Genomic DNA, 11,569 nt, shown 5'->3' with positions numbered 1-11,569 from the left:
TCGCGGGCGATGGCCTCGCGGTACTGGGCCACGGTGCCCTCGGCGGCGCGGGCCCAGGTGAACTTCTCCAGCACCCGCTCGCGTCCCGCACGGCCGAGCCGGGCCCGCAACTGCGCGTCCCCGAGCAGCCGGTTCAGCCCGGCGGCCAGCGCGTCCGCGTCGCCGGGCGGTACGGCCAGGCAGGTCTCGCCGTCGCGGCCGGCGACCTCGGGGATCGCGCCGCCGGTGGTGGCGACCAGCGGGGTGCCGGTGGCCATGGCCTCGGCGGCGGGCAGCGAGAAGCCCTCGTACAGGGAGGGCACGCAGGCCACCTGGGCGGAGCGGATCAGATCGACCAGTTCGGCGTCGGAGATGCCCTTGACGAAGTCGACGGCGCCGTCGAGGCCGTACCGCTCGATCGCCTGGGCGACCGGGCCCTCCTGCGGGCGCTTGCCGACGACGACGAGGTGGGCGGCGGGGTGCTCGGTGCGCACCTTGGCGAGCGCCTCCACGAGGAACACCAGCCCCTTCAGGGGCACGTCCGCGCTGGAGGTGGTGACGATCCGGCCCGGCACCTCGGGGACGGCCGGATTCGGCGCGAACAGGTCGGTGTCGGCGCCGATGTGGACGACGTGGATCCGGTCGTTCCGGACACCGAGGTGGTCCACGATCTCCTGGCGGGAGCTGCCGGAGACGGTCAGGACCGAGGGCAGCCGGCGGGCGACGCGCTTCTGCATCTGCGTGAAGGCGTACCAGCGGCGGACCGAGTAGCGGCGCTGCCACGTGTCGGCGGCGTCCAGCTCCAACTGCCGGTCCACGGTGATGGGGTGGTGGATCGTGGTGACCAGGGGCGCGCCGATGTCGCCCAGCAGGCCGTAGCCCAGGGTCTGGTTGTCGTGGACGACGTCGAACTCGCCGCGCCGGGCGCGCAGATGCCGGCGGGCGCGCAGCGAGAAGGTCAGCGGCTCGGGGAAGCCGCCGGTCCACATGGTCGCCACTTCCAGGGCGTCGATCCAGTCCCGGTACTCGTCCCGCTTCGGGGTGCGGAAGGGGTCGGGCTGGCGGTAGAGGTCGAGGCTGGGCAGCTCGGTGAGGGTGAGGCGGGGGTAGCCCTCGTCCAGGACGGGGTACGGCTGGGAGCCGATGACCTCGACGCGGTGGCCGAGCCGGGCCAGCTCGCGCGAGAGGTGTCGTACGTAGACACCCTGACCCCCGCAGAACGGGTTCCCCTTATAGGTGAGGAGCGCGATGTCGAGCGGTCGTCCGCCGTCGGCAGCGGGTTCCTGGTCGGCACCCGCTTCCCGGGCCTCAGCGGTCACTCCGTGCCCCCTTCTGCCTGCACTGTCCCGCGAGACTACGACGGGACGCTAATCTAGAACAAGTTTCAGACTTGATCGTTCAAGAGGCTCTGAATCTACCGGCAGGTAGGGGCGCTGTGAGCAGTGGATCAGGTGATTCGCGCCACGGCGCGCGGCCCTGCCATCCTGACTGATCACGAGCCCTACCGACACCCTCACCGACTGTCACGGACGGGACCCATGCCTGCGGAAGCCAGCACCTCGCGCCCGGCCTCGTCGCCCCTCACCGAGCGGCAGGAGGCCCGCCGGCGCAGGATCCTGCACGCCAGCGCCCAGCTGGCCGGCCGGGGCGGGTTCGACGCGGTGCAGATGCGCGAGGTCGCCGAGTCCTCCCAGGTGGCCCTGGGCACGCTGTACCGCTACTTCCCGTCCAAGGTGCATCTGCTGGTCGCCACCATGCAGGACCAGCTGGAGCACATGCACGGCACCCTGCGCAAGAAGCCCCCCGCGGGTGCCACGGCGGCCGAGCGCGTCGCCGAGACCCTGATGCGCGCCTTCCGCGCGCTGCAGCGCGAGCCGCACCTCGCCGACGCGATGGTCCGCGCGCTCACCTTCGCCGACCGCAGCGTCTCGCCGGAGGTCGACCAGGTCTCCCGGCAGACGACCGCGATCATCCTGGACGCGATGGGCCTGGCGGACCCGACCGCCGAGCAGCTGTCCGCGGTCCGGGTCATCGAGCACACCTGGCACTCGGCCCTGATCACCTGGCTGTCGGGCCGCGCCTCCATCGCCCAGGTGAAGATCGACATCGAGACGGTGTGCCGATTGATCGACCTCACGGAGCCGGCTGATCGCCCCTGACCGCCCCCAGGAACCGACCGAACAGGGGACGGCGGGAAAGACGGACACGACGACCGGGACGGGCACGGCGACCGGCACGGGCACAGCGACCGGCACGGGCACCGGAGCGGAGCGGGCAGTCGCGGCGGGCAGCGAAAGACCTACGAGACGGGTTCCCTTCGCCGGCATGGTCCGGATCAGGTGATGGGGGTCGCCGTCCGGCCTGACTGCTGCCTTCCGGCCTCTCAGCCCTACCGTCGCTGTCGGCCCGGGCGGATGCTTCCGCGTCTCGCCCAAGTCGGCTACTCCGGTGGGACTCCCTCACTCGCCTCGTAGGCTGATATCAGGATATACCGGCAACCCCCTGACGGAACCCCCCATTCCACACTATTTCCGAACAGTCGATCTCGGAACGGTCAGGCACCGACCGCCTTGCGGGTGCCGACCTTGGTGCCGACGAAGACGATCTTCTTGAACAGCACAGCGGCGCGCCCCTTGAGGTACCTGTCCCGGAGGGTGTCGTCGCGGTGGGTGAACTGGGCCACCGCGTCCTTGCCGCCGAGGCTGACGCACCGGGCGACGTAGTGCAGCGCGTACGGCTCGGGTGCGCGGCCCTCCGCGAAGCGGGCCAGGGCCTCGACCGCGGCACCGGCCTGCGGGGCGGCGGTCTGGCAGCCGAACCGGGCACCGGGTACGGCCGCGCAGTCGCCGACGGCGAAGATCCGCTCGTCGGTGACGCTGCGCAGGAACCGGTCGACGACGACCCGCCCCACCGCGTCCACCTCCAGGCCGCTGCGCGCCGCGAGCGGGGGAACGCCCGCCACCACCGCCCACAGGCTCAGGTCGGAGGCGATCTCGCGGCCCGAGCGCAGCCGCAGCACGCCGGCGAACCGGCCGTCCCGCACGGCCACCTCCTCGACGCCGTCGTCCACGACGTCCACCCCGAGCCGGCGCAGCGCGGCGAGGACCCGCTGCCGTGCCCGGCCGGACAGGCAGTCGGCGACCGCCGTCCCGACGAGCCGGACCCTGAGGTCGGGCCTGGCCTCGGCGACCTCGGTCGCCGTCTCGATCCCCGTCGCGCCGCCGCCGACCACCGTCACGGTGCTCCCGGCCGGGAGCGCGGCGAGCGCGGCCCGCCCCTGCTCCGCTCCCTCCCAGGTGCCGACCGGGACCGTGCCCGGCAGGGGCCGTACGGTGCTGCCCACCGCCAGGACGAGCCGGTCGAAGTCGATGCTCGCGCCGTCGTCCAGGGTGACGACGCCGTCGCCGATCTTGTCCACGGTGCCCGTCCGGGACGCGATTCCGGCCCGCAGCATCCTCGTCAGCGGGGTCGCCGCCACGGCGGTCCCGGCGACCTGCTGGTGCAGCCGGATGCGCTCCACGAACTCGGGCCGCTCGTTGATCACCGTGACCTCGGCGCCCGGCATCCGCTTGGCGATCCGGTTCGCCGCGAACGTACCCGCGTAACCGGCGCCCACCACCACTACCTTCATCTCGGCCTCCCGTCGGAGTAGTCGGTCGTACCCGGGACGAGGAGGCCGCCTCCCCTGTGACACGGCGCCGCTGTGAACCACGCCACGGACGACGGCACGCCTACTCCTCCGGCGGGAACACCGCCTCCCCGCTGCCCGGCAGGCTGATCGCGATGGCCTCCACCGGGCAGCTCTCGGCCGCCTCCATGACCTGTTCGCTCGCGTCGGTGTCCGGCTCGACGGGGTGGGACTGGCGGGCGGAGTCGAGGCGGAAGGCGTCCGGGGCGTGGTGGAGGCACTGGGCCGAGCCGATGCACACCGACCGGTCGACCTCGACGTGCCAGCGGTCGCCCATGGGCTACGCCCCCGCCGGCAGGTGGATCGTCTTGTGCTCCAGGTACTCCCCGTACCCCTCCGGCCCGAACTCCCGCCCCAGCCCGGAGTTCTTGTAGCCGCCGAACGGGCCGAGCATGTCCAGGCTGAAGGTGTTGACGGAGTAGGTGCCGGTGCGGATCCGCCGGGCGATGTCGACGCCGTGCTCGACGTCCGCCGTCCACACGCTGCCGGAGAGGCCGTAGTCGGAGTCGTCGGCGATCCGCACGGCCTCGGCCTCGTCGCCGTACGGGATCAGGCAGACGACCGGGCCGAAGATCTCCTCGCGGGCGATGCGCATGGCGTTGTCGACGTCGCCGAAGAGGGTGGGTTCGACGTACCAGCCGCGGTCCAGCCCGTCGGGGCGGCCGCCGCCGGTGAGGATCTTGGCGCCCTCCTCCTGGCCGATGCGGATGTAGTCCAGGGTGCGTTCCTGCTGGCGCCGGGCGACGAGCGGGCCGACCTGGGTGGCGGGGTCCAGCGGGTCGCCGACCCTCAGGGCGCTCGCCGCCGCTGCGAAGGCGTCCGCGAACTCGTCGTAGCGGGAGCGCGGCAGCAGGATGCGGGTCTGGGCGACACATGCCTGCCCGTTGTTCATCCAGGCCGCCGGGACGATGCCCGCGACCGCCGCCTGGAGGTCCGCGTCCGGCAGCACCAGCGCCGCCGACTTGCCGCCGAGTTCCAGGGTGACCCGGGCGAGGTTGCGGGCGGCGACCTCCATCACGCGCCTGCCGGCCGCGACCGAGCCGGTGAAGGAGACCTTGTCGACGCCGGGGTGGCCGACCAGGTACTCGCTGACCTCGCGATCGGCGGGGAGGATGGACAGCACACCCTCGGGCAGGCCGGCCTCGCGGGCGATCTCGCCGAGCAGGTAGGCGTCCAGCGGGGACTCCGGGGACGGCTTGAGGACGACCGTGCAGCCGGTCAGCAGCGCGGGCGCCAGCTTGGCGGCGGCGACGAACTGCGGGACGTTCCACGGTACGACCGCGGCGACCACGCCCACCGGCTCCCGCCGGACCAGGATCGGCCCCAGCACGCCGTCCCTGCGCTCCTCGTACGTGAACTCGCGCGCGACCCGGATCGCCGCGTCCCACACCATCGTCGCGCCGAGCGCCTGGGCGAGGACGCTCCAGGAGTACGGGGAGCCGTTCTCCGACGAGATCACCCGGGCGATCTCCTCGTGCCGGGCGGCGATGCCGTCCTTGATGCGGGAGACGACCTCGATCCGCTCGTCCAGCGGGGTCCGGGGCCAGACCCCCTCCTCGAAGGCATGGCGCGCGACGGCCACGGCCCGGTCGACATCCGCCCGCGAGGCGTGCGGCACCCGCCCGATGACCTCCTCGGTGTGCGGCGAGACCACCTCGATCACACCCTGCCCCAGCGGATCGGCCAACTCCCCGCCGATGAACAGCTGTCCGTGCTCCACAAGCCCGGCCATCCCCGACCGCCTCCCACCGAACCGCACCGGCGTCCGCAATATCTGACACTGTCTCAGAACTGATACCAGTTCTAGTTCAAGCAGTCCACGGACGCGACAAAAGTTCCCTTGACCTGGGATTTTCCAGCTGTGAACGACTCGCCGCCCTGCGGCGCCGCGTCACCTTCGGTCTCGATCGCACGCGTCAGCGGGGTCGCATTGCCCCCATCGGCTGCGCATCCTGCCGGTCAGGCGAACGCCCACCGCCGACGACGACCGTCCATGCCTTCCGGCGCTCGACCATGCGGTCACCGTCGGCCTTGAACACGGCCGTGACTCCCCGCTCGGCCAGCCACACCATCAGCTCAAGCATGTCCATGCGCCCCCCGGGGAGATCATCGCATTCCCGGAGGGCGTTCCCTCGGGCCGTCTTCGGGCCGTCCGGCACAGGCCGGGCCCAACTTCCCGCAGCAGCAGTCGACTTGGGCGACCTTTGAAACCAGTTCTAGTTATAGTGGGCCAGGGTCGCGGTGGCGTCAGGGGTGGGTGGAGGGCTGATGGCGGTGACGTTCGATCACGGCGGGGGCGTACGGTCCGTTCGGGTGCCCATCCCGGACAACCCCCTCGGGCACACGCTGGTGTACGTGGTGGACACCGACCGGGGCCCGGTGCTGATCGACACCGGCTGGGACGACCCCGGGTCCTGGGACACGCTGGTGGCGGGCCTCGCGGCCTGCGGCACGGCGGTCGGGGAGGTCCACGGCGTGGTGATCACCCACCACCATCCGGACCACCACGGCCTGTCCGCGCGGGTGCGCGCGGCGTCCGGCGCCTGGGTGGCGCTGCACGCGGCCGACGCGGCGATCGTGCGCCGGGCGCGGGAGACCCGGCCGGAGCGCTGGCTGTCGTACATGGCGGCCAAGCTGACGGCGGCCGGCGCGCCCGAGGAGCACGTGGCGCCGCTGCGCTCGCCCCGCGTCCGGAGCCTGCCCGGCCTCTCCCCCGCCCTGCCCGACCGGGAGATCGTCCCCGGCGAACTCCTCGACCTGCCCGGCCGCCGGCTGCGCGCGATCTGGACCCCCGGGCACACGCCGGGCCATGTCTGCCTCCACCTGGAGGAGGAGCACCCGGCGCGGCTCCCGGGCCACGGCCGCCTGTTCAGCGGCGACCACCTGCTGCCCGAGATCACCCCGCACATCGGCCTGTACGAGGACCCGGACGACGCGACCGTCACCGATCCCCTGGGCGACTACCTCGACTCCCTGGAGCGGATCGGCCGGCTCACCCCCGCCGAGATTCTCCCGGCCCACCAGCACCCCTTCACCGACGCCCCGGCCCGGGTGCGCGCGCTGCTCGACCACCACCAGAGCCGGCTGTCCAACCTCCTCGCCCTGCTCGCCGCGCCCCTGACCCCCTGGCAGCTGGCCGAACGCATGGACTGGAACCGCCCCTGGTCCGACATCCCCTACGGCTCCCGCACCATCGCCGTCTCGGAGGCCGAGTCCCATCTGCGCCGCCTGGTGAAGCAGGGCCGCGCGGAGCCGGTGCCCGGCAGCGAGCCGGTGGCGTACGTGGCGGTGTGAGCCCACAGCGGCGGTCGGCTACGACGAGGCCGGAGAGCGGTCGGCTGCGACGAGGCCGGGGAACGGTCGGCTACGACGGGGCCGGTGAGCCGAGACCCTCCGCGGCGACCGTCTGCCGGCGGAACCTCTCGACGGCCGCCGCGTGGTACCGCAACGCGTGGGCCACGGACTCCAGTTCGCTGTCGGGGACGCAGGCGAACCCGGGGTGTCCGGCGGGCAGCGGGCGCTCGTGGTCCTCGGGTGCGTGCAGCGCGTCGGCCGCGACGAAGATGTCCACCGCCGCCGCGATGCCCCGGGCGACGGACTCCGGGTGGCCCGCCTCGGCCGCCGCCTGCCGGATCCGCCGGCGCCGGTCCGCGCACAGGTACGGGGCCAGCTTGAGCAGCCCGTCGTTGATGGCGGCCCGGCGCAGCTCCAGGCGGAGCGCGGCACCGCTGACCCGGCCGGTCGCGGGCGCCGCCGGCGCGCTGACGGTCAGCATGGTCTGCCACAGCGGCTTCAGGCGCCGGTGGGTGCGCACCAGCCGCCGGTGCTCCGCCGCCCACGGCCCGGCCTGCCCGGCGAGGAAGCCGACAGCCACCAGGACGGCCTCCGTGATGGCGAACGGCGGGGCGACGTACGTCGACAGCCAGTCCCAGTCCCGGCCGCTCCACCGAGCGCCGATCGCGGCGAGCTTGGCGGCGTCGAAGACGAGCCCGAGGGCGTAGGCCACCTGGAGGAAGATCACCGCCCGGCGCAGCCAGGCGTCCTCGACCTCCCGGTACCAGGCCCACAGCATGCCCGCCGCGACCAGCGCGGACACCAGGTGGGCGACGAGGTAGAGCAGCACGAACTCGCGCATCCACGGTGTGTCGGCGTAGTAGGTGTCGAGGTCGCGGATCCGCTCCACGTGGTGGTCGCCGAGCAGGAACGTCGTCCACAGGCCGACGATGATGACGGTGTACGCCACCCAGACCAGCCGGGTGCGCCGGCGCCGCACGGCGGACGGCGGCTCCCGCCAGGTGATGATGAGCCACAGGCAGGCCCCGCAGTACGCGGTCAGCAGCGAGTACACCCACAGGCCGGCGAAGTTGGGGATGCCGGAGAGTACGTTGATGCGGTGCAGGTTGGCCGGCGGCAGCGAGGCGAAGACGATCGCGCCGATGCCGAGCAGCAGCGCGGTGGCCCGCAGGATCGGGTCCTGCCAGGCGCGCCGCAGCAGCGGCAGTTTGATCACGAAGGCCACGGCGAGCAGGGCGGCGGGGACGGCGTAGGCGGCGAAGGAGCCGGCGATGTCCCAGCGCATCAGGGGCCGCCGATGTTGCCCAGCGAGGACGACAGCCGGTCGGTGAGGGTGTCCTGGGTCATCCGGCCGGCCGCGCCGGGCCCGACGACCTTGGAGAACTTGGCCGCGAGGCGCAGCCCGCACTCCTCGGCCTCCCACTCGGCCTCGGCCGCCGCGGCGGCGGGCGAGCGGGTGGCCATGGCCACCACCCGGTCCCAGGGGACGTCGTCCTCGGCGCGCGACAGCAGCCGGCGGGCGGCGGCGGGCAGCCCGGCCGGGTAGTGCACGTCCAGCGTGCCGTAGTGGATGTGGCCGATCTCGTGCCCGGCGATGACGAACTTGTGCGGGTCCGGGGCCCGTTCCTCGACCACGACGATGTACTCCTCGTCCCGCGCCAGGGTGATCCCGGAGACGTCCAGGCCCGCCGGGAACGCGACGAACTTCAGCCGGACCGGGCGGTCCAGCTGCGGGCTGAGCGTGGCGCACAGCGCGTGCAGGAACGCCTCCGGGGCGGTCGGCGGGGTGAGGCCGCGGACGGTGTCGCGCACGAGCCGGTCGAGGAAGCGCTTCGGCGACCGTGAGGGCCTCGGGAGCCTCGGCTTCATGACCGCCGGCCTCGGCCGCTGCGCGGCGGCCGGCTGCTCCCTGCCCACCGGCTGCTCCCTGTTCACCGGCTGCCGAGTGGTCACCGGCTGCCGGACGGTCACCGACCGCTCCGCGCTCGCCGCTGCCCGGTGACCCGTGGCCGAGCCGTCACCCGCCGCTGACCGGCCACCCACCGCCGACCGGTCACCTGCACCTGGCAGCTCACCCATGTCCGACCGCTGACCCATATCCGACCGCTGACCCGTGGCTGACCGCTGACGCGTGACGCCGGCGGACTGTTCAGGCACGCCCGGTGCCCTCCGCCCGCTCCGAGGCGATGATCATCTCGGCCAGGTCGGCCAGGGTGGCGAGCTGCCGGGCGTTCATCTGCGGGGCCCGGGCGGCGAGTCGTATCAGCCCGCTCTCGCGCAGCCGCAGCAGCGGGTCGGCCTCCGCCTCCAGGCTCTGCAGCACCGGTTGCAGCGCCTCGTACAGCGCCTCCGGCTCGTCCGCCGTGAAGAAGCCCGCGGGCAGGCCGAAGAACCGGCGCAGCCGGTCGGCGTGTTCCAGGCTCGGCATGCCGCTCTTGCGCCACTCGCTCAGCCACTGCCGGCTGGTTCCTGCGATCCTGGCCAGCTCGTCCAGCGAGTACCGCTTGCCGTCCGGCCGGCGCCGGCTCTCCCGGATGAAGTCCAGTCGCTGGCGCACGCGTTGGGCCAGGCAGGTCTCGGGGGCCCGGCCGCCGGAGAGCAGTTCGACGACGACGCCGACGGGGATGCCGGTGCGGTAGGAGAGGCCGGCCACGTCGAGGGTCTCCGGCAGCCGGCCGGGCCGGCCGGTCAACTCGCCGAGCCGGTCCAGGACATCGGCCAGCGAGGCGTAGGCGTCACTCACCGAGGTCCCCCCTGGGCGTGTCGTCCGGTCGGTGGCTGGGCTGACGGCGAGGCTACCGGTTCGCCCGTGCGGCGACCAGACGTGACAAGGCCCCCTGCCTAATTATGCAGCTATCGTTGACAGTTGGTGCGGCCGTGGGTGAGGATCACTGCACGGAGAGCAAGATCCGACCCGCCCCGGGTGCCGCCTATGGGGGAGCGGCACCCGGGGTGTTTCTTGTCCGCCGTCGCCCCGAGGAAGGTGCAGGCACCCATGGCGCAGCCCGTCGTGCTCCTCGGGGCCGGCCGCCGGGACTCCTGCGACGAGTTCCCGCTGGCCCGGATCGCGGCGTCCCGCCCGGTGGTCCTGGTCGACCCGGACCCGCCCGCCTGGGCCCGTCCGTACCTGGCCGGGCACCTCGCGGCCGACCCGGCACGGGAGGCCCAGACGGCGGAGGCGGTCTGCGGGTACGCGGCGGAGCATCCGGTCGGCGGCGTACTGACCTGGTCCGCGGAGCACCTGACCACCGCCGCGCGGATCACCGGCCGCCTGGGGTTACCGGGCCTGCCGTACGAGACGGCCGCGGCCTGCGCCGACCCCGTCGCGTTACGGGCACTGCTGGACCGGCACCGGCTGCCGACGGCCGGGGCCGGGGCGCCCGGGGACCCGGAGGACACTGCGGGGCCGCTGGTGTCCGCCGAGACGGTCGTGCTGGACGACGAGGTCCGGATCGTCGCGCTCACCCGTACGACCCCGGGTCCGCCGCCCGCCCGCAGCCCGCTGCGGCACGGCGTCCACGCGCACGACGGGCTCCTGCACAACCGTTTCCTGCGCCAGTGCGTGGAGCGCACCGCGCGCGCCCTCCGTCTCACCCACGCGGTCGCGCACATCACGTTACGGCTGACCGCCCGCGGCCCCCGCGTCCTGACCGTCGCCCCGCATCTGCCGGGCGACCTGATCCCGCTGCTGGTGGAACGGGCCACCGGCGTCGACCTGGCCGCCGCCGTCCAGTTCGCCTACCCGGCCGTGACCGGCCGCCTCACCGAGCTGCGCCTGGACCCCGCCGCCGCAGACGACCCGTCCGCCGACCGCATGGTCCTCACCCGCCACCCCGGCGACCCGGTGACAGCGGCCCCCCACGCGGACCCCACCGACCGCCTGGCCCACTGGGCCGTGACCGCCGACACCCCCACAGCCTGCGAAACAGCCCTCCGCCGCCTGGCCCACCACCTGACAGCGACCATCCTCCCGACGACCGACACGTACGCGGCCTGACAGCCCAGGAAGTCGAGCGGGGGACCTGAGTTCACCGTGTATGCCCGCCGAGGAATTTCGCGGCATCATCCCTGGAAAGCTCCAGAAGCGCCTCGTCGGAATGGTCCTGGATTTGTCCCGCATACGGGAGAATGCCGGGGCGGCGCGTACAGAAGGTGACATGTGACGTCAGCGTGTCGTCCGCCAAGCCGCCCTCCGAAAGGGAGACGTATCCGAGGACGGGGTGCTCGCTTTCCTCCGGCACACGCCGCAACGCCAGACAGGCGTAGGCAAGCGAGCGCCGTAGCAGTCGGTTCAGCCTCTCCGGACCGGCAGCGGGGAGGTCGTGGTCCATCATGGCGCGCCCATTCACGGACGCCTCGACATGCACGACATCCGTGAATTCGTCTACGGACCCGTTGTATCCGCTCTCCAACGCGGACAGCAGACGGGCCCCAGTCGCAGTCACGGTCCAGCCCTCTTCCACGATCGCGCGATACGCGGGCGGGACATCGTCAGGCCGTACGGACGGCAGCCCGGCACCCACAACACGATGCATCCTGTCGTTCACTCTCATCATCAGCCCCTCTTGATCGCGCCACCCCCCGTCCTACCCGTGACCCCGCTCACCA

13 protein-coding genes are annotated in these 11,569 nt (G+C 72.9%); 4 read left to right on the top strand and 9 right to left on the bottom strand.

Annotated elements, in window-relative coordinates:
• Positions 1–1,298: glycosyltransferase family 4 protein (locus tag CCN44_RS28815; RefSeq protein ID WP_086700767.1), on the bottom strand; the 1,298-nt coding region annotated here is incomplete at its 3' end.
• A gap of 219 nt (positions 1,299–1,517) precedes the next feature.
• Here CCN44_RS28815 and CCN44_RS28810 point away from each other — a divergent pair.
• Positions 1,518–2,138, top strand: a complete 621-nt coding sequence (locus CCN44_RS28810; protein ID WP_059249112.1) for a TetR family transcriptional regulator — start codon at positions 1,518–1,520, stop codon at positions 2,136–2,138.
• Positions 2,139–2,533: 395 nt separating this feature from the next.
• On the opposite strand, the gene CCN44_RS28805 is transcribed toward CCN44_RS28810, so the two are convergent.
• The 4 genes from CCN44_RS28805 to CCN44_RS44565 form a co-directional block, all read right to left on the bottom strand.
• Positions 2,534–3,610 (bottom strand): NAD(P)/FAD-dependent oxidoreductase, encoded by a 1,077-nt coding sequence (locus CCN44_RS28805; protein WP_086700764.1) that lies wholly within the window; start codon positions 3,608–3,610, stop codon positions 2,534–2,536.
• 100 nt (positions 3,611–3,710) lie between these two features.
• Positions 3,711–3,944 carry a ferredoxin gene (locus tag CCN44_RS28800; RefSeq protein WP_086700761.1) on the bottom strand — a complete coding sequence of 78 codons (234 nt, stop codon included), beginning with the start codon at positions 3,942–3,944 and terminating at the stop codon, positions 3,711–3,713.
• A gap of 3 nt (positions 3,945–3,947) precedes the next feature.
• Entirely contained in the window at positions 3,948–5,399 is a 1,452-nt protein-coding gene (locus CCN44_RS28795) for an aldehyde dehydrogenase (protein ID WP_086700758.1), read from the bottom strand.
• A 184-nt stretch (positions 5,400–5,583) separates the two neighbouring features.
• Positions 5,584–5,757 (bottom strand): hypothetical protein, encoded by a 174-nt coding sequence (locus CCN44_RS44565; protein WP_158103160.1) that lies wholly within the window; start codon positions 5,755–5,757, stop codon positions 5,584–5,586.
• 178 nt (positions 5,758–5,935) lie between these two features.
• Here CCN44_RS44565 and CCN44_RS28790 point away from each other — a divergent pair, with 178 nt between their 5' ends.
• Positions 5,936–6,961: an MBL fold metallo-hydrolase gene (locus tag CCN44_RS28790; protein WP_086700755.1), complete on the top strand. Its 1,026-nt coding sequence runs from the start codon at positions 5,936–5,938 to the stop codon at positions 6,959–6,961.
• Between the two features lie 70 nt (positions 6,962–7,031).
• Here CCN44_RS28790 and CCN44_RS28785 read toward each other — a convergent pair whose 3' ends face one another.
• Together CCN44_RS28785 and CCN44_RS28780 are read right to left on the bottom strand one after the other, a co-directional pair.
• Positions 7,032–8,246: an MAB_1171c family putative transporter gene (locus tag CCN44_RS28785; protein WP_059249124.1), complete on the bottom strand. Its 1,215-nt coding sequence runs from the start codon at positions 8,244–8,246 to the stop codon at positions 7,032–7,034.
• On the bottom strand, positions 8,246–8,773 hold the full coding sequence (locus CCN44_RS28780; protein ID WP_059254949.1) for a hypothetical protein: 528 nt from the start codon (positions 8,771–8,773) through the stop codon (positions 8,246–8,248). Before CCN44_RS28780 ends, CCN44_RS28785 begins: the two co-directional genes overlap by 1 nt.
• 55 nt (positions 8,774–8,828) lie before the next feature.
• Between CCN44_RS28780 and CCN44_RS47495 the strand changes: the two genes are divergently transcribed.
• Positions 8,829–8,963 (top strand): hypothetical protein, encoded by a 135-nt coding sequence (locus tag CCN44_RS47495; protein ID WP_260335092.1) that lies wholly within the window; start codon positions 8,829–8,831, stop codon positions 8,961–8,963.
• A 147-nt stretch (positions 8,964–9,110) separates the two neighbouring features.
• Here CCN44_RS47495 and CCN44_RS28770 read toward each other — a convergent pair whose 3' ends face one another.
• Positions 9,111–9,704, bottom strand: coding sequence for a helix-turn-helix domain-containing protein (locus CCN44_RS28770; RefSeq protein ID WP_086700749.1), 594 nt, complete (start codon positions 9,702–9,704; stop codon positions 9,111–9,113).
• Positions 9,705–9,956: 252 nt separating this feature from the next.
• Between CCN44_RS28770 and CCN44_RS28765 the strand changes: the two genes are divergently transcribed.
• Positions 9,957–10,958: an ATP-grasp domain-containing protein gene (locus CCN44_RS28765; RefSeq protein ID WP_086700746.1), complete on the top strand. Its 1,002-nt coding sequence runs from the start codon at positions 9,957–9,959 to the stop codon at positions 10,956–10,958.
• A 31-nt stretch (positions 10,959–10,989) separates the two neighbouring features.
• Here the strand turns inward: CCN44_RS28765 and CCN44_RS28760 are convergent, their stop codons facing one another.
• On the bottom strand, positions 10,990–11,508 hold the full coding sequence (locus CCN44_RS28760; protein ID WP_059254950.1) for a hypothetical protein: 519 nt from the start codon (positions 11,506–11,508) through the stop codon (positions 10,990–10,992).
• Positions 11,509–11,569 lie beyond the last annotated feature (61 nt).

The sequence above is a fragment of the Streptomyces tricolor genome (assembly GCF_002155905.1).
In the GTDB taxonomy this organism is placed as follows: Bacteria; Actinomycetota; Actinomycetes; order Streptomycetales; family Streptomycetaceae; genus Streptomyces; species Streptomyces tricolor.
The sequence above is the reverse complement of the archived record's forward strand: the minus strand, read 5'-3'. Positions and strand labels throughout refer to the sequence as shown.